Source organism: Alteromonas hispanica (assembly GCF_010500915.1).
Taxonomy (GTDB): domain Bacteria; phylum Pseudomonadota; class Gammaproteobacteria; order Enterobacterales; family Alteromonadaceae; genus Alteromonas; species Alteromonas hispanica.
The window spans coordinates 202,974-221,390 of sequence record NZ_JAAAWP010000004.1; the positions used below are offsets into that span (position 1 = coordinate 202,974).

Sequence of the window (18,417 nt, forward strand, 5' to 3'; positions counted from 1 at the left end):
ATTAAATCCTTAAACGCCTAGTCTTGTCTTTGAGCTACCGTTTTTTTATTGATATGCAGAATAAAAGACACAGCCAATAAAATAAATGGGAGAAGCCATTTTAATAAATAGGCTGCTTTCTCAAAATAGTATTTTTTTGTTACAAAATGAGCGGTGCCATCCCAGTGCTGGAACGTACCTCCTTTAACACCTTTGGCAACTATACCTTCTCCATCCCCCGTTCTTCCTAGTTGTGATTGAAAACCGCCTATAAGCTCATCTGTGGCATTTGTGTAATAATCAATACCGTTATCTAAAACAACGCCAAAATCTGCATCTAATAATAACGTTTTATTATCTATATACGCTTCAACCATAACATGTCCCGGAATGGTGACAATTTTATTCTCTATTTTATTTTCATCTAGTAAACCGGAAAGTGTCATGGATGCATCACCACAAATACCGATACCTCGTTCAATACTTTTCTGCGGGTTAGTAAAGTGATAGCGCTCAAACTCAGGAATAGGAGTTATAATACCGACGATATAGAGTATATAGTTTTCCCATACTGGAACGCGTTGATGATATTTATCTGGGTCGTAATTCTGCCACTTTAGGTGAGCTATGCCTGCAGCCAAATCATAAGTTATGCGACGAGAGAACTGCTCATCCGTCTCATCCGCTTTCTTTTTGATTCGACTTTTTAAGTCATCGTGACTGATACTAACGTCGTTAATACCAAATCTCAGCACATCTGGCGTAAGTCCTTCTGGCTTTAAGCTTTGAGTCAAACCATAAAGATTTACCGACAGCAGCAAGGTTCCAATGAAAAAAAAGATGAATTTCGCAATAGTCATTCACCTTTTCCTAATTTCATATACTTTTCTCTAAATGCGCAGACCATTGTAGATACTGAGAACTTTTCTTCGAATCTGCGTATCGACTTTTCTGGCATAGCCATGAAGTTCTCACTCTTCAAAAGTCTGATAATAGCATTGCCAAAAGCGTCAGAGTTATTATTAGGAGTCACGAATCCGTTGTAGCCGCTCTTGATTACCTCGGCGTTGCCTCCCGCGTCTGTTACCACACATGGCTTGCTAAGGCTCATGGCCTCAAGAAGTGTCATAGATGTGCCTTCACTAAAAGAAGATAGTAAGAAAACATCAAATATATTCAGGTAGGGAGCGGGGTTCGATTGATAGCCAGTTAAGGTTACATTTTGACGAATACCCAAACGCTCGATTTTATCTTCTATGTTAGCTCTTTCCTCGCCGTCACCAACAATAACTAAATGAACGTTGGGGAACGCTTTTAGTACAAACGAGAAAGCGCTTAGCATCATAGTATGGTTCTTAATTGGGTCGAACCTTGCAATGGTCCCCAATACTAAGCAGTCAGATGGTAAACCTATAGAGCGTTTTATTTCAGCAATATTCACTTCGTCAAGTTTCTTTAACGGCTCAATACCATTATATATAACATCAATTTTTGCTTGATTCAGGTTCTCATATTTTATTAAGGCGTTTTTTGTCGCCATAGATATCGAGGTAATATTAGATGTTAGTAACGACAAAAGTGGGTTGATTAGTTTTCGTTTCCATGTACCGAAATCGGGAAAGAACCTGCCGTGCTCTGTAAATATAACTTTTGCAGGCGTAAGAGCACTCGCAAGTGCACCATACACCCAGGGAGTGTACTGGTGACAGTGCACAACATTAATTTTATTCCTCAAGATGTGCGCCCTAATAGCAAATATAAGCTTCCAATCAAAACCTGCACGTCTGCTAAATTGGGAAATATTTACGCCTTTTTCTCGAAGCTGCTGTCCCCATGGCCCTAAAGGTGACTCAATACAAAAAATCGACATATCAATTTCTGTATTGTTAAAAGACTCAACCAGACTTTTTATCACCATTTCAGTGCCGCCAATACGCATGTCGTAAGTTACATGAAGAACTTTCACTTTTTTTGCCTAGCACGTCGCGCTTTTCTTAGCTGATATTGTAATTGGTACTCTCCAACTAGCGCCTGGTGAATCAAATAACCGTACTTTTCAAGCGTCTTGGGGTGATGCGTTTGTTCTATTTCATTTAAAAAGTGTAGCTGCTGCATTAAGCTTTTACAGACGGCGTTTATAGTACCAATTTGACGACGGCTTAACGTTCTTTTCCACTTATTAAGGCTGTTTTGATTTATAGGTTTACGAGTGTTTGCGTTGGAAGCATTTTGCGAAAACTCTAAGGGTTTTTGATGATAGTTAAGCATTAATTCATCATAGTCTACACCAATAAACTCTACTACGTCTTCCAAACAATCGACCGTGCTTTCTATTAAAGATTCGTATTTAAGAAGCAAGCACCTATCAGGGTAAACATTCAACAACGTGAGTTGGTGAGCTACTTCTTTCTTCCAGCGCAAAGCGCCGGTATAGGCGTTAGTACCTAACCCCCAAGCATTTTCAATGTAGGAGGCAACTACTGCCCGCGGGTCTCGCACTAGAACAATGAACTTAGCATCAGGATAAGAGGCCGCTAACTCAAAGATATGTGGTGTTAACATTGGGTCTTTCCAACCCCATCGCTTTTTCTTTTCTTGTAGCTCTTTTAAGTTAACGCCATGTGAGCACAATTTTTTAGCAATTCGTTCGTGAAGTTCTTCAGGAGCGTAGGGTTTATGAAACACTCCCCAGTCCCCCATTTCGTTCTGTATAAAGAGTTCCGGATGAGCAGAAAGCATTCGAGTTAGAAGTGTAGTACCGGAGCGCTGTGTACCTATAATAAAAATTGGCTTTTTAATCACTACTCGGAACGTCCTTTCACCATTATGTTGATGTTTTTCAGCATTAATTCAAACATTACGAACTTCTTCCTAGCTGAACTTGGAGATTTGAATAACTCTAGCCAAATACGCCAAGATAATTGCTGCTTACCATTCACGACTTGCTTTGCCAACATGATTAGGTAGTCGTAATAAATCGCATCTCTTAAATTATGTTGCCTGAAAAGTTCATGAAGAAACTCCACATTTAGCTCTATGTGCTTCAATTTTTTAGGCGACCGTGTCGTCATTATACTTCCACTTCTAAGCCGATAAAACAACACCTTGAGGTCTACGAATTCCACTTTGATAGAGTTGAACAAAAGTTCGTGGGTAAAAGGTACGTCTTCACATAGTCGCCCTGGGATAAAATTCATATTGTATTTTGTTAAGACTTCTCTACGGTAAACTTTGTCCCACGCGGTAACGAAGTTGTAAAGCCTTCTCTTATAAAGCGCTTCCATATAAGTAAGGCTATTCACCGCACCTTTACCAATCATTGGGTTAGGTACTCTGTACATATTTTTCTTGACACCGGTGTCATCAACATACTGGTAGACATCGTATATAATAATATCTGCAGTTGTATTTCCCAAGCCTTCTAAGACTATGTTTAAATTTTCAGTATGGAAGAAATCGTCGCTATCAATGAATATTACCCAGTCTCCAACCGAATGAGATAGACCAGTATTTCTCGCACAAGATAATCCTGAATTCTCTTGATTAATAAGCGTGGTCTTATTTTTATATTTCTCTGCAAATAGAGAGGCTATCGAATTGGAGCTATCTGTGGACCCATCATCAATCAGTATAACCTCATAGTCACCTCTCTCAAGCGAATACAAACTCTCCAAACACTCAGTTAAATACTCTTCAACATTGTAAATAGGCACAACAAACGAAACTAAAATTGGAAAACTCATTTAGCACCCAGCTTTTAAATTCATAGAGGTTCGCCTATGATATTTTTGAACGCAAGAAAAACCAAAATCATGCGTTTCCTAAGACTTAAAGAGTTAGTAAAAAGTGACCAAAGTATTCTTTTATCAACTTTTACCTTTCCTTTTATAACTGTTCCTACTAGAAATACCAAATAGTCGTAGAAGACAGTATCTTTTACATTATTTAGCTTAAAAAATTTATTGAGCATGATAATGTTTTCTATAACATGACCTAGCTTGTTACGATTGTAAGCTGTCATAATACTCCCCTCACGATTTACCCTGTAAAACACTACCTTTAAATTAATGTATTCAATTTTTAAGTGAGAGAGTAGCAACGGTATTATAAAAGCAACATCCTCATGAATTCGTCCCGGAATAAATCTAATAGCAAGCTTGTCTAGGGCGCTCTTTCGATAAGCTTTGTCCCAAACTGTCACAAAATTAAGAAGCTGTTTATCAAGTAGTGTTTTTGCATAAAGATTTGTGTCGACAATACCCTCGTTAGTAAAGGGGTTGGGCTCTCTATACATATTAAGCAATTTGCCATTGTCGTTGACGTACTTGTACGCATCGTATGCGATTATATCCGCTGTAGTTCGTTCACATTCTTCCAACACTTTACGTAGTGCAGAAGGGTCAACAAAATCATCACTATCAACGTATATTATCCATTCACCGTTAGCACTATCTATTCCTTCGTTTCTTGCGTTGGCAATTCCCATGTTTTCTTGTCTAATAGTTCGGCAGATATTCGGGAACAACTCACAATAATGACGGGCAATACCGCTAGAGCCATCAGTGGAACCGTCGTCAATTAATAGCACTTCAAAGGCATCACATTTTGTTTCAAATATACTTTTTAAACATTCGTCTAAGTAATCTTCAACATTAAAGAAAGGAACAACAATCGTTGCTAAAGGTTTTGTCATAAATCACCTTAAAGCTTGAGTGTTAAATATATAAAATAATATAACTTTACGTAAAGAAAACGTATTGCATATTTTATGCTGGTTGTAATGTCGTAATCATTAATTATTGGGTAACTGTAAAACTCTCTAAACTTATCCTTAGCGGGGTGAGGATCTAAGGCTTTCCAAGGTTTTATACCAGAGGAGTAATGCATTATTTTTACGTTCGGGTAAACGCTTAAAATGCCTCTTCTCCGCAAACGATCAAACTTATGTATTTTTCTGAGATAGAACGTTTGAAAGTTGAACTCAATGGGAAGTTGTAAAACTTTTCCATCAGCGACTATGTTAAAAACATCCTGATCGTGGAACATCAGCTTTTTAGCCTCATTTCTTATTACAAGATGTGCTTTTGAATAAAAGTCATTCTCGCGCATGAATTTTAAATTGAGGAGCATCATACCTGAGTTAAAATAAAAGAAATTTTTATCCACTTCCAACTCATCGTGCCGTTTAAAGAATGGGTTTTCGACTGCGGCAAGAAAGTAATTATCTAGGTTCAAATCAGTAAGTTCAGAAAGGCTGCCGGTTACAGCCATATCAGCGTCGAGATATAATACGGTATCGAGTTCTTCTAGAACTTTTACAAGTTCAATTTTGATAAACGCTGCACTAGACACATGGTTTTTAGGTCCCACATTTTTAATTGAAACATCAGCTCTCTTAAAAACTAAATGAGTAAGCGCATCGCAACAACTCTGTAAAAGTGCAAGAGAGTCAGATGAGAGTTGCTTATAAACAACAAATACATTTTTTTGAAGACTTGGATTATGCTCCTGAAGCGTTTTGATTACCGCTGTTGCTGGCTTAACATAATTATCATCCAAACATAATGCTACGTCCAAATCTCGTTTCATTGAGCCCCTCATACAAAGTAAATTTTATTCAAGAATTCCCATGATAGCCCATTACGTGTAGTGTATAAATTCAGGGCTGAACCGGTGCACTCTTACCATAAAATTCATGATGACAGGAATTGATGAGAACAGGAAGCTTCGATATTGCTCTTTCCCTGAACTAGTAACAGTGTCGATGTGAGGTTAGTCATATTATTCTGCCCGCTTTACATATAAAAGAATGTTGCAAATAATTCAGTGAACTGGGTAGCCGAAGATGGTTAACACTTTAATCTTGAAAAAAATAAACAATTAGTTGACTTCACTTTCGCTGGTTTAACGCATTAATATCAGTAAACTACATAAACGTCGAGCGGGGATACAAGACAGCCCCTTGTTAAACGATAAATACAACAAGTATTAGTTGCAATAGCTATTTAGTAATGGTTGCAATAGTCTACAAAGCTAAAAGTGATGGAAATGCTATGAAAATATTAGATTGCACCTTGAGAGATGGTGGGTACTATAACAGCTGGAATTTCCCAAAGCCTGTAGTATTAAATTATCTTACGGCAATGGCTGCTGCAAAGGTAGATATAGTTGAGCTCGGACTTCGCTCGCTCAAAAATACAGGCTTTAAAGGCGCCTCTGCCTACACAACAGACTCATACATTAGCTCTTTGAATGTTCCGCAAACTTTAAATGTAGCCGTAATGATAAACGCTGCTGAATTAGTCGCAGCAAGCTCTTTAGAAGAAGCACTTGAAGAATTCTTTCCTTTAAACGCTAATGAGTCTCCTGTTGATGTTGTTCGTATTGCTTGCCATGTCAACGAGTTTACGGCGTCTTTGCCTGCAGCTTCATGGTTGAAGAGCAAAGGCTTTGTCGTCGGCTATAATTTAATGCAGGTAGCAGAACGGTCACGTGAGGAGGTCGAAGAATTAGCACGCGCTGCATCAGACTATCCTATTGATGCACTTTATTTCGCTGATTCAATGGGAAGCATGGGGCCTGAACAATGCAAGAAAATTATTTCTTGGCTACGCGCACATTGGCAAGGCGCTTTAGGTATTCATACCCATGACAATATGGGTAAAGCATTACAAAACACCCTTACAGCGATAGAAGAAGGTGTAACATGGCTTGATGCCACTGTAACAGGTATGGGCCGTGGCCCTGGTAATGCTAGAACTGAAGAGCTTGCTATTGAAGTTGCGAACATGCGCGGCGAACAAATCAATCTTGTACCTCTTTTATCTGTAATTAAAAGTTACTTCCAGCCACTAAAGAATGAATGTGGTTGGGGTTCAAATCCATATTACTTCCTTTCTGGAAAATATGGTATTCACCCTACTTTTGTTCAAGAAATGCTGGCAGACCCTAGATTTGATGAAGAAGATATTCTTGCAACACTAGAGCATTTGCGCGTTGAAGGTGGTTCAAAGTTCAGTAAACATACTCTATATGCTACACGCAACTTCTATTCTAAAAAAGTTGAGGGATGCTGGTCACCTAAAACAGAGCTTTCAGGCAAAAACGTGCTTATTCTTGGTGCTGGACCGGGTCTGGAAGAGCATAGCAATGCTGTACAATCGTACATTGATAAGTATTCACCCGTTGTCATTGCTATGAATACCCAGTCTATTTTGCCCAATAATAAAATAGACCTACGCATAGCGAGTCACCCAGTAAGGCTTCTAGCAGATTGTGACAAGCACGCACTACTGCCGCAACCACTTATTGCGCCAGTAAAATCACTTCCTAATGATGTACTTGAATCATTAGGTAACAAGCAATGTCTTGATTTCGGTTTACAGGTAGAAAAAGGGACATTCACTGTTGGCGAGACAAGCGCTGTATTACCTAACTCTCTTGTTATTAGTTACGCACTTGCGGTTGCTGCAGCTGGTGAATGCGAGCAAATCTACTTGGCTGGTTTTGATGGCTTTGGCGCCGCAGACAATCGTTCATTAGAAATGCAAAAAGTATTTAACTTGTTTACCGAAACAACAGGTAAATCACTGATATCGATAACAAACACCACTTATGATATTCCTTCAACTTCAGTGTACGGGTTGTAGTTATGAACAAAAACTTAACTTCTGCTGTGGTTATACCGGCTAGATTTGCTTCTAGCCGGTACCCTGGGAAGCCACTTGTTCCGTTACTTGGTAAACCGATGATAATTTGGGTTGCGGAATTGGCGGAAAAAGCCGTTGGTAAAGAAAATGTATACATTGCGACCGACGATAACAGAATCAAAGATATTGCAGAGGCAAAGGGCTTTAAAGTTGTAATGACGGGAAAAGCCCTTACTGGCACAGACAGGATAGCTGAAGCCGCACAACAGGTTAATGCAGATATCATTGTGAATGTGCAGGGTGATGAACCCCTGGCCGATCCGCAAGATATTTTGAACATTATCTCTGAAAAACAGGCTTGTTTAGATATGGTCATCAATGGTTTTTGTTATCTGAATGAGAGCGAAGACCCACGAAATATCAATATACCTAAAGTTATAACGACCGAAGATAATAAGTTGATCTATATGTCGCGCGCTGCGCTCCCCGGGTATAAAGAAGCGACGAACGCACCAACAACCTACAAAAAGCAAGTTTGTATTTATGCTTTTACAAAAGAAGAACTAAAGAAGTATCAAGATTTCGGTCGTAAAAGTGAATTAGAGCATTCAGAAGATATAGAAATTCTTCGGTTCTTAGAGCTTAACGTGGGCATAAAAATGATTGAAACCAAGCCAGGAAGTTACGCTGTAGATACTCCAGAAGATGTTGCTGTGGTAGAAGCGGCACTGACAAAGGCTATGTCCTCATGACAATTGACATAACACAATATGACACCATCGCATTTGACTGCGATGGTGTCATTCTTGATTCTAATAAAGTTAAGACTCAAGCATTTTACAATGCTACTGTAGAATTTAACGAACCAGCTGCGCACGCATTGAAGCAATATCACATAGAAAATGGTGGTATCTCACGTTTTAAAAAGTTTGAGTGGGTTATCAAGAATTATCTCTCTCACCTAGATAAAGAAAGCACACTAGATAAATTACTAAAGAACTACGCTAACGAAGTGAGTCATGGCTTGCGCACCTGTAAAATTAACCCTGCACTCAGTGATCTTAAAAAACTCAATGAAAGTGCAAATTGGCTCGTAGTCTCAGGGGGAGCGGAATCAGAATTACGGGAAATTTTTGCAGAAAGGGATTTAGAGAAGTTTTTCCCAAATGGAATATTTGGCAGCCCTGATAGTAAAGATGAAATATTCGCTCGAGAAATAGCTAACGGTAATATCAGTGGAAAATCTCTATTTATTGGTGATAGCAAGTACGATTTTTTTTCCTCAAAAGAGGCAGGCTTAGACTTCTTGTTCGTTGGAGCATGGACCGAAGTTGAAGATTGGAGGAACTTTTGTCTGTCCCAGTCAGCAACTTATATAGATTCATTGAATGCCCTTATTTGAAGCTCCTTACCTAAAAGAACCTGGTACCATTGATTTTTAATTTATACTATATAAAGAAAAGAGAGTCGCATAACCATGACCTGTTTTATTTTTCTCACTATTGTGAGTTAATTGAGGCCTTAAAGCTTACACAAGAAATAAAACTCCAATCAGATGGAAATAGAAAATGAGTGATTTTAAAAGAAGGCTCAGGGATGCTTCCTTGAATTCAAATACTGACGAAGAGCTTATTAGAAATCTGAAAAATTTATTTCATGGGAAAACTGCGTTTATCGTATCAGCTGGCCCTTCAGCGTTACATTGGAAGAAAGTCTATGATTCGATAGTGCATGATTGCCCAATTGTGGTGTGCATAAAACAAACTATTTTTTTTGATGAGCTGAGTTCTTTATGTGACATTCATTTCATAAATTCTTATAACGTCAAGAAATGGAAATATAGTGACTCTAGAGTATTTAAAATCCTTACTAAAGCAGAAAATGATCCACCTTCATTTTGCAAATCTGATCTTACGTTAAATTTGCAGAAAAAAGAAAGTGACGGGTTGACTGATACACTTTGCAGTCACTTGCAGTTCGATGATTATACGTTCGATAAAAGTGGTCTATCTCGCCCTTGGGGTCCCGGTATTATGCATGAATCTGTGATATTCACATTATTGCACTTAGGAATCGCAAGAATAGTAACTATTGGTTGGGATATTGCAGACGCGAAAGGTAATAATACTCATATCGATGATAATGAATATAAAAATGATAGAGAAAAGCCGGGCAGGAAATTAAAATGGTTACGTAAGCTCCGTTTAATGAGATTAATCAACTTCGTCAAGTTTCATTTTGGAAGAACGATAAATCAAGCAGGTATGATGGATGGCGAAGCAGCTCTTACAAGTAGTTCTATTCCCTATCTGCGTAGCTGGTTAAAAAAACATGGAATTACCCTTGAAGTTCATTCTAATTCTACTTGGATACATTAGCTTTATCAGACAACTTGGACCATGGGTTTAAAGAGCATATTGAACAGTGCCAACCTCACCATTTAACCGAGAGTAACTTACTCATTCCCTGTATTTAGGACTAGCGAATCACATGAAATTTACCGAGCGCTTTTAGAAATAGTGTATGCAAGTAAGCAAAAGCTCTCACTTTACTCCTTAACGTTCTAATAATAACAAAAACAATCGTACAATATACGACTGAAACAGTAGTCACTTTTAGAATAAATTCAACAAATTCGGACTGAGCCAGGATTAACCTCTGCGATACAAGATCCCCCACGGTTATTGCAACAACTGCAGGTATTCCAAATAAAATCAACTTAAAACATTCAGACAGACTAAAAACTAAAGCGACTACAAACAAGAAAAACAATGAAATGGCCGCAATATCAACAGAAACCTTATATATTGCCAAGTCAAAAACTGAATTAAATTCACCAAGACTAAAAATTATAATCTGTAATAAAGTAGTGAATATAGAATATCCAAAAAGGATACGTGTCATATCTCTAAGCATTAGTATTTGTGACAAAAATTGATTAAACGCCATAACAACTGTCATAATCGAAAAAAAAGAGAATAACGGATAATACTTAACCCACTGCTCCCCCAAAACCAAACTAATTACAAATTCTGCATGACTTTGCATGAAATAGACTATCGGTATACTAATCGAGAAAAGAACAAAGATAACGACACGACATTGCTCTTTAAAATAGTGATGGTTGGTTTTAAACTCAGAGAATTGCGTAAGGAGTGGCCCTAATGCTGGTTTTATAAATACGTCACCTGGCATCGTTGCATAATAACGCATTGAGTTGTAAGCGCCAAAAGATGCTTTGTCAAACCACGAACTCACAACGATAGCGTCTATTTGACTACGAAAAAAATTTAATACTGATTGCGGAAGAATCCACTTGGTAAACTTCCACTGTTCTGTTACGTTCGCCAATGATATTTTCGGCTTTGCTGGGGCAATAACATATGTAGCACAAACATGTAAAACCGCACTCGTAAATTGGCCCACTACCAGAGCCCAATATGATTCATAAATGTATGCTATTGTTATTGAAGTGATTGCGGTAATAATTTTTATATACACTTCCCATTTTGTAATCTCGCCCAGTTGCAAATTTTTTCTTTTGTATATCATTGCTGGACTGCCAAGAGATTCTATAAAGATTTGTGTAGCCATTACAACAACCAGTGGCACTAACCTTGGGTCATTATAATAGTCTGCAACTAATGTGCTAAAGAATGCCAGTAGGATCGCAAGGCTGGTTTTAATAAGAAAGTTTAAGGTCCAACTTGTAAAAACCATTTCGCTTGTTAGCCTGTCTCTGCTCAATAAATACTGTCCCCCTCCAGTTGTTGATATGACCTGTACAAAGTTCATCAAAAGTAACGATATTGCAACCAAACCAAAATCACTAGGTGCTAATATTCTCGCAAGTATGACCATACTAATAATGCTGATTAGCCTTCGTGTGAGTTGTGAAAAAATTAGTAATCCACTAGCTATAAAACTGGATTTAGCTGTGAGCATTATAATTACACCTGTTTCATCGTTGGTAGGTCGAGAATCAAATTTTTTGTGCAAGGTTTTTTTGCACTCGCTTTCATTGGTGCCCAGCACGTGAAAATATATATTTCACTGATTATAACTCGTGTAAGGCACAAATTTTTAGACTTTATCATTTTTCTAATTACACCATTTGTAATGAAAAAAGTTTGCATTAAAACACCTCAGACTTTAAAGGTGATTATAATAGTAAAACATAGAAATTAAAGTAATTATGAATTGACCATTTTTTAAAAACTAGGATATAAGGTAATATGTATTTAACTTAGAGAACGAGGATTTTGTGCGCCAGAAACTGAATTACCTGATACCTATCAGCTACAAAAATATAGTGAGTATGGATATATGGGCGGCTCTTTTGGCGATAAAAGAGCATACAGCAATATTTCAAGTTATTAGGCCTGACTTCTTTGCTTTTAAGACATATTGGGACCAAGAAAAACTTGTTACTATATAATTTCGTGAGTCATCCAAATTTACCTCCATTTCGCTGGATAGCTTATTGAGTAGATTACTAGATAGTTTGTTTACGTTGGAACAATCGATAACATCCCCGGTGTTCCCGATTATCATAGTCTCCGCAGTACCACCAGACTCACCAGCAATCACATATTTACCGCAGGCTTGAGCCTCCACCAAAACCATACCAAATCCCTCAATATCATTCCCAATCGTTCGGTTGGGTAAAATGAAAAAATCGCATTGTTGGTAGGCCTTCACCAGTTGTTCATCTGAGAAGTCGGTGTGAAGTGTAACGCATCTTTCTAAACCTAACTCACTAATTGAATCTCTTAACTCTTTTTCTAGCTCTCCCCTTCCTACAACTGCATAATGCAAATCAGGTTTGTGCTTGAGCAGCTCAGGCATGGCCTTTATCAAAAAATCTTGCCCCTTTCTTCGCTGCAATCTTCCTACGGTTAACATAACAGTTTTATTCTGCCAGCCCACCTGCTCTCGAAATAATTCGTCGGGTGCAGCTGGTTTAAAAACGTCTGTATCTACACCTGGGTGCAACACACTGCACACTCCTTTACTCGCAAAGCCGAGCTTTTCTACTAGCATTGCGGAGTTATGGCTGTTACAAATCAAACGCGATGCCTTTTTACATACTTGGCTTACCAGTGCTGAATGCTCTCTACTGGTTGCGGCAGTTTCTACATCTTCTCCATGAACAAAACATTTATAAGGAACACCAGTGAACATTTTAACTGCTAGAGCAATAACTCCCTCATGGATAACGCGCCCGCAATGTATTTCTTCTATTTGGTGTTTTTTTACCAACTTCATTACATTTTTTATTGAACGCAAATAAAAAAGAATACCTGCAAGGCTAATAATTCCCCATTCTTTACTAAACAAAGGAATTCTTTCTACCAGCATGTTGTGAGTATTATCAAACTGTTCACTACCATCAACAATATCGGTAGCCACAACTACTTTATCAGTAGGGAGTCTAGAATATAACTCCCAAAACCATCGGCAGCTCCCGCCATCAGTTGGGGGAAAATTTTGAGTTAAAAGAAGCACTTTCTTCACGTTTTTTTTTGCAGTATCGAAACCCTTCCTTTAGATTAAAGCATTAAAGCATTGCGATACAGTAGAAATTGAGATTGAATAGAATTTTAGAGTTTCGATGCACAACGTTACCCAACTGGATTAAGAATGCTTAAAATAAAAATTTTTCTTTTTTTTCTGGTTGTTTATGGCTCTCTATACCCTTTCTCTTTTGAAGCGCCAACAAATTTAACTTCATCATTAAACTCCCTCTTAAGCTTTAATCCACTACAAAGTGGAATAGCAGACTCTTTTGCAAACTTCCTTCTTTTCGTTCCAATTGGTCTGGTTGTAAAACCAAACTTTACTTCTTTCAAACAGGTAGCGTTAATATGCGCGGGGCTTTTCGTATTTGCGTTTGCTATACAGGTGGTTCAAGTATGGTCTATTACTCGAGTTCCCTTCGGCGCAGATGCAATATGGAATACGTTGGGGGCAGTAGGCGGCTTGATGATATCTCCTTTCTTAAAGCCCAAAATAAAAGACATAAAAGAAAATCCCCTTACCGTAAAAAGCCCTCAACAGGTAAGTTTTTTAATTTTTATCGCATATGTAACTGTGGATTTATTTCCTTTAGTACCTTCACTAGATATCGGCTACATAGTTGAGAACACTAAAATATTGATAGATACAGAGCGCTTGGCGACGTTAAAAATAATTAAGTACTTTGCCTTTTATACTTTAATCATTTTTTTTGCAAAGCAGTCTGAAAAACTTGCCAAACCCAATTTAATGCTCTCACTTACTCTTCCTGTATTTTTAGTATCTCAAATCTTCATCATCTCAAATACAAACGATATAAATACTGCATTGGGTTTAGTTGCCAGTTTGGTATTAAGTCCTCTTTTTTCTCGTCACAATAAATACACTGTCGCTTTTGTCATAAGCTTTATATTAATTGTTACAAATGGTTTGGGATCTTTCGAGTACACTGGCAAGTTAAATAGCTTCAATCTTATCCCATTCGCACCTGCCTTAGGCAGTAACACTCTAATCAACATTTTTGCATTCGTCGAAAAAGGACTTTATTACTTTAGCTTTACATATCTTGCTATTAGAACAGGACGGAACACGCTTTTCATCTTAACAACGTTACCGGCTACTGTTTTAACAATAGAGTTATTTCAAATACGCATAGTCAATTCAACACCAGACATCACCGAGTTTCTAGTATGTATATTCGTAAGTTACTCTACTCTTAGTTGGCTATCTTCACTACCTCCCTTCTCTTTCATTAAAAATGAAATAATTAACTATCACCTTCTTACAAAAAAGCTACTCTCATCCTCTGCAGTGTTCACTTTTGCTTTACTAATTTTCATTTTAACGAGTCTTCAATATTGGTTAATGAACCAGCCTAACCTTCCTTACAATATTGCTGAAATGTTTGTAAACTCAGGTTCAATAAAAGCATACTTTTTTACTTCTACGGCAATAATCTCATTCGGTTTTGGAATTGCATTCGTTACTTTTTTTGGGGGGAATAGACTAACAAATAAACCCGTTATCCAATTTAACAAGCAAATACTTCAAGTGATTTGCGTAATTGCCATTTCGTTTTTACTTTTAATGGTAGGCATAACAAGAGAAACAATTGCTGACATAAACGGGTCATCTAATATTACCTGGCAACTAACTGGTGATAAAATTTTAGGTGACTTTGGCGTGAACCTTGTTAACTTTTTTGGTCGAGATCATGTTTACAACATCAGTCAATTAATAGAACCTATAATAAGGTTTGCGCTTTTATTTGCACCGTTAGCAATATCCCTAAGTGTTGGGCTTCGCTTAACGAGTCTCCGTGGAACAACCAGCCATCACAATGATTTACCAACGCAATTAAAACTTGGCCTATGGTTAATACTTTGGCTATTCCTGAGTAAGGTCATAACTTTTGATTACTCTTCAACAGATAACCTCAACGAACTCATTGAGAGAGATGGTGCATTTGGGCTAGGCGGCGGTATGTACCTTTATATGCTCATTGCATTAGTCGCCATGGTTGTAGTGAGCTTGGTGAATAGCACCGGAAAGAAAAAACTTTTTCGAATGCTCATCTCACTAGCTTTCTTCCTATTGAGTATCCCCGTCAGTTGGACTCTGTTGGCTAATGGTCTTGAAGACAACGTTTTTAAATACGGTCACACTTTTTCAGGAATCGACTTCCTTTTAGGGGGCAGTCGCTCAGAATTGCTTCCTACTGAACAACTTCAAATTCGCTGGAGCATGATTTATACGCTTATAGTTATTGGTCTAACTGTAACGGTTAAAATAGGCTTAGATTTTACTAGCACTTTAAACATCATACTTAAAAACTTACAAAGCGAACACTCTTTCAGTCAGAGCGAGTTTAGAATGGCTACAGAACCAGAAAAAACAAAGTCGAGTAACAAAAAACTACTTATCAAAACCTTTGTGGCATTACCTGCAATCGGAGTAGTCATAGGCATTTGCGCACTTTTTACTGTTAATTTCAACAATGCTTCTCACCATACCTCTGCGAAAGTGAGAAACATTCCTTGGTCGAATGCCAATGCGACCCTAATCCTCGATCATCACACACACACTACCTATTCTGATGGAAGCCTTACAATAGATGAATTAAGCGAAAAAGCTAAACTATCAGGCTGTGATGTGCTAGCAATAACAGACCATACTGACAGCAAAAGAACATTAAACAAAGACCGTCTAACCGACATTAAACTTGCGAGAATCTTTCATGAACCGCTAATGATAATCAATGGACTTGAATTAAACGCGCCCTCATACGGAAAACAAGAACACATCAACTTTTTGGTTGAACCAAATGTTGAAGAAGAATTTTACTCAAAATTTAACCATTTAATGCTCGCCCCTTCACCCAAACCTAAAACTGATCGCGAGCTCTTCGATTTAATTAATGCCTTAGTGGGTAAAAATAGTGACTCTTTCGTAGCATCATATAACCATCCGTCGAGAAAAATAAATTCTGGCAAAGAGATCTATAACAACTATTTAGTTTGGAAAATGGATAATCTAATGAACGCGTTTAGCGGAGCGCCTGGACACCAAAAATCTACAAATATTGGCAGTTACAATGAAGAGAACCTAACTAAGCAAAGGTGGGACCCAGTCACTGCCGAGGCCGGCGGTGTTTTAGATTTGCTTCTTGATGAAGGTCATGATGTTTTTGGTTCTCTGGCACCGTCAGATTATCATAATGATAAATTAGATTATTCTCCATGCTCTTTCTCAAAAACACACCTTATAGTTCCAACCAACGATTATGTTGGGGTTTTTAAAGCGCTTAAAAATGGAACGTATTGGGGGAGTCACGGTGGTTTTCTCGAACAATATCATTTCAGTGTTGAAACCTCGCCTACACAAAAGGCGCTTAGCCCCGGAGAAATTGGGGAGACCAGTAAAGGGGATTTAGTTTTGATTGAAGTTGCAGTTAAGCGAACTGCACAGCACTTCGACGTGCCGCTGCAAGTAGATATTTTCACGAATTGTACAGCAGGAAGGCCAGAAATTTTAGAAGCTCTCGCACTTCCCTCGCACCAAGATAGAGTAACCGCATTAATACCCGCAAGAAGCTATGGTGCAGACACAAAATCATGTTATGTGAGAAGTCGGATAAGAGCAGTAGTAGATAGCGAGGAGTTATTCGCGTTCAGTAATCATGTTAGGATTTATTTGAATTAAAGTATCTGCTTTTTTACATCTACTGCGAAAAAAGCTCTCAGTATTGCGTTGATAAAATTTTCGATGCATTCATCTCCAAAACATCTCTACTTTTTGCCGCAATAACAAGGAACTCACCATTGTTGGGTAAACCTTTTAGTAAAATAAAAGTTTGATATAGTTTGGCTTCAACATCACTTGTAAAAACTTTACCATTGATGAGATACCAATGTGTTACATAAAGACTTTCTCCACTCGGTGAAGTCAGTCTCAGGCCGCTCAATGATGAGGGGTCATCATTTTTAGTTATTATGCTAAAACCTGACTCTCTTGCCCACATTTCAGGGTCGTATAATCTGTTTAAGTCACTAACTAACTCGTTTTCTACTCCACTGAACATTGCACGAACTAGCAATGATTCGCAGGGGGTAATACCGTTAAGCGTTTGTGTTTTAGTAATATCAGGCTTGTTCAATAAAGGTCTCCAATTGAGCTCTTCAATGCATTTCTCATCGACCTCGAATTCATTTTCATATTCACTGCCCAATAGCCTTACAGAATACTTTCTATCTTCAATCATCCCACCCCAGAAGGAAAACAACACCAAACATGTAGCTGCGATTAATATCGTTGCAAAGTCATGTTTCTTGAACCTCACAGTTACATCTGTTACCGAGTGATTGCTACTACCTGCTTGTTTCTCCCGCAAGAATTCGCCTATGCCTAACAAGCAAACTATAACAAACGCAAAGAAAAACCAGCCGTAAATAATGTGGTCGGCTCCCGCCGCATGCTCCATATCTGTCCAGTAGGCTATTAAGATGATGCCATAAACGCGCACTATATTGGCTAAAACAGGAAAAATTAGAGATATTGCCACGAAAGCTATTCTGCGCTTTGTCGATACCAAGTTTAGGTAGGAATATAAGCTACCTATTACAAAACTGGCGATAAAAAAGCTAACGCCAGAGCAGGCTTCAGCTACCAAAAAGCGCCCTTGTGGAATTTCGATGTATAAGCCACTTCTGAATAAGGGCACGCCTGTAAGTTGTAGCAACATAACAGAGCCATCGGCCGCTATTTCTTGCAAATAAGGAATCAGTTGCTCGCCAACCGGAATACTAAACAACATAAACACAAGTGGGAATAGAATGGTTTTAGCGGCTTTTGTGCCTATCAATAACCAAATAAGTGCAGGAAGTAATGTGAAGGTGGCAGTGTGAAGAAAAAGCTGTATGTCCCCCGCTATGCCAATAATGTAGAGCAGTAATGCCGGTATAACAACAATAAAGGCAAGCAGTGAAGTTTGAAAAGGCCTAGCAAGTAGCTCTTTGCGTTTTAAATAAATGAGGTAAAAAGCACCCGGAACAATAAAAAAGCCATGATTAAATATTTCATTGCCGTACCATATTTCAACTACGGTCTGCAGTCCCTGCCAGCTAAAAACCAACCACAAGCAAAATATCGCAAAGCTAGAAGTCAAGAACGCTTTATTTTTAGCAAACGGTAATGCCGATGCTTCCTTTTCGTTTTCTTTAAACGATTCACTTTTACTCATAAGTACTTCCCTGCCCTATTTTCTTATTTTTTG

14 protein-coding genes are annotated in these 18,417 nt (G+C 38.2%); 5 read left to right on the forward strand and 9 right to left on the reverse strand.

Translation table 11 applies throughout. From position 1 onward, the window contains the following. Positions 1-17: 17 nt before the first annotated feature. The 6 genes from GTW09_RS08790 to GTW09_RS08815 are packed head-to-tail and all read right to left on the reverse strand — an operon-like array spanning position 18 to position 5,568. Positions 18-839, reverse strand: a complete 822-nt coding sequence (locus tag GTW09_RS08790) for a transglutaminase-like domain-containing protein (RefSeq protein WP_163111572.1) — start codon at positions 837-839, stop codon at positions 18-20. After that, positions 836-1,945 (reverse strand): glycosyltransferase, encoded by a 1,110-nt coding sequence (locus tag GTW09_RS08795; protein WP_338024936.1) that lies wholly within the window; start codon positions 1,943-1,945, stop codon positions 836-838. The genes GTW09_RS08790 and GTW09_RS08795 overlap by 4 nt, the downstream gene beginning before the upstream one ends. Beyond that, positions 1,942-2,781, reverse strand: coding sequence for a sulfotransferase (locus GTW09_RS08800; RefSeq protein ID WP_163111573.1), 840 nt, complete (start codon positions 2,779-2,781; stop codon positions 1,942-1,944). Before GTW09_RS08800 ends, GTW09_RS08795 begins: the two co-directional genes overlap by 4 nt. Further along, on the reverse strand, positions 2,781-3,722 hold the full coding sequence (locus GTW09_RS08805; protein WP_163111574.1) for a glycosyltransferase: 942 nt from the start codon (positions 3,720-3,722) through the stop codon (positions 2,781-2,783). The genes GTW09_RS08800 and GTW09_RS08805 overlap by 1 nt, the downstream gene beginning before the upstream one ends. 20 nt (positions 3,723-3,742) lie before the next feature. Continuing rightward, positions 3,743-4,672, reverse strand: coding sequence for a glycosyltransferase family 2 protein (locus GTW09_RS08810; RefSeq protein WP_163111575.1), 930 nt, complete (start codon positions 4,670-4,672; stop codon positions 3,743-3,745). Positions 4,673-4,680: 8 nt separating this feature from the next. Further along, positions 4,681-5,568, reverse strand: coding sequence for a glycosyltransferase family 8 protein (locus GTW09_RS08815; RefSeq protein WP_163111576.1), 888 nt, complete (start codon positions 5,566-5,568; stop codon positions 4,681-4,683). 464 nt (positions 5,569-6,032) lie between these two features. Between GTW09_RS08815 and GTW09_RS08820 the strand changes: the two genes are divergently transcribed. From GTW09_RS08820 to GTW09_RS08835, 4 genes are all read left to right on the forward strand, one after another. Then, entirely contained in the window at positions 6,033-7,628 is a 1,596-nt protein-coding gene (locus GTW09_RS08820; RefSeq protein ID WP_163111577.1) for an aldolase catalytic domain-containing protein, read from the forward strand. A 2-nt stretch (positions 7,629-7,630) separates the two neighbouring features. Continuing rightward, positions 7,631-8,380 carry a 3-deoxy-manno-octulosonate cytidylyltransferase gene (locus tag GTW09_RS08825; RefSeq protein ID WP_163111578.1) on the forward strand — a complete coding sequence of 250 codons (750 nt, stop codon included), beginning with the start codon at positions 7,631-7,633 and terminating at the stop codon, positions 8,378-8,380. Beyond that, positions 8,377-9,030, forward strand: a complete 654-nt coding sequence (locus GTW09_RS08830) for an HAD family hydrolase (RefSeq protein ID WP_163111579.1) — start codon at positions 8,377-8,379, stop codon at positions 9,028-9,030. The genes GTW09_RS08825 and GTW09_RS08830 overlap by 4 nt, the downstream gene beginning before the upstream one ends. A 166-nt stretch (positions 9,031-9,196) precedes the next feature. Next, on the forward strand, positions 9,197-10,006 hold the full coding sequence (locus GTW09_RS08835; RefSeq protein ID WP_163111580.1) for a pectinesterase: 810 nt from the start codon (positions 9,197-9,199) through the stop codon (positions 10,004-10,006). A 100-nt stretch (positions 10,007-10,106) separates the two neighbouring features. Here the strand turns inward: GTW09_RS08835 and GTW09_RS08840 are convergent, their stop codons facing one another. Then, the gene (locus GTW09_RS08840) at positions 10,107-11,573 is read right to left on the reverse strand and encodes an oligosaccharide flippase family protein (RefSeq protein WP_163111581.1); all 1,467 of its coding nucleotides are present in this window, start codon (positions 11,571-11,573) and stop codon (positions 10,107-10,109) included. A gap of 423 nt (positions 11,574-11,996) precedes the next feature. Further along, entirely contained in the window at positions 11,997-13,145 is a 1,149-nt protein-coding gene (locus tag GTW09_RS17750; RefSeq protein WP_163111582.1) for a glycosyltransferase family 4 protein, read from the reverse strand. A gap of 126 nt (positions 13,146-13,271) precedes the next feature. On the opposite strand from GTW09_RS17750, the gene GTW09_RS08850 reads away from it, so the two are divergent. After that, a complete protein-coding gene (locus GTW09_RS08850) occupies positions 13,272-16,847 on the forward strand; it encodes a PHP domain-containing protein (RefSeq protein ID WP_163111583.1) in 3,576 nt (1,191 codons plus the stop codon). A gap of 37 nt (positions 16,848-16,884) precedes the next feature. Here GTW09_RS08850 and xrtA read toward each other — a convergent pair whose 3' ends face one another. Then, positions 16,885-18,384 (reverse strand): exosortase A, encoded by a 1,500-nt coding sequence (gene xrtA, locus GTW09_RS08855; protein ID WP_163111584.1) that lies wholly within the window; start codon positions 18,382-18,384, stop codon positions 16,885-16,887. Positions 18,385-18,417: the final 33 nt, after the last annotated feature.

Bases quoted from the DNA above. Each gene is read 5' to 3' on its own strand.
- GTW09_RS08805 (WP_163111574.1), bottom strand. From the start codon at position 3,722: ATGAGTTTTCCAATTTTAGTTTCGTTTGTTGTGCCTATTTACAATGTT.
- xrtA (WP_163111584.1), bottom strand. From the start codon at position 18,384: ATGAGTAAAAGTGAATCGTTTAAAGAAAACGAAAAGGAAGCATCGGCA.
- GTW09_RS08815 (WP_163111576.1), bottom strand. From the start codon at position 5,568: ATGAAACGAGATTTGGACGTAGCATTATGTTTGGATGATAATTATGTT.
- GTW09_RS08790 (WP_163111572.1), bottom strand. From the start codon at position 839: ATGACTATTGCGAAATTCATCTTTTTTTTCATTGGAACCTTGCTGCTG.
- GTW09_RS08850 (WP_163111583.1), top strand. From the start codon at position 13,272: ATGCTTAAAATAAAAATTTTTCTTTTTTTTCTGGTTGTTTATGGCTCT.
- GTW09_RS08835 (WP_163111580.1), top strand. From the start codon at position 9,197: ATGAGTGATTTTAAAAGAAGGCTCAGGGATGCTTCCTTGAATTCAAAT.
- GTW09_RS08820 (WP_163111577.1), top strand. From the start codon at position 6,033: ATGAAAATATTAGATTGCACCTTGAGAGATGGTGGGTACTATAACAGC.
- GTW09_RS08810 (WP_163111575.1), bottom strand. From the start codon at position 4,672: ATGACAAAACCTTTAGCAACGATTGTTGTTCCTTTCTTTAATGTTGAA.
- GTW09_RS08830 (WP_163111579.1), top strand. From the start codon at position 8,377: ATGACAATTGACATAACACAATATGACACCATCGCATTTGACTGCGAT.
- GTW09_RS08825 (WP_163111578.1), top strand. From the start codon at position 7,631: ATGAACAAAAACTTAACTTCTGCTGTGGTTATACCGGCTAGATTTGCT.
- GTW09_RS08840 (WP_163111581.1), bottom strand. From the start codon at position 11,573: ATGCTCACAGCTAAATCCAGTTTTATAGCTAGTGGATTACTAATTTTT.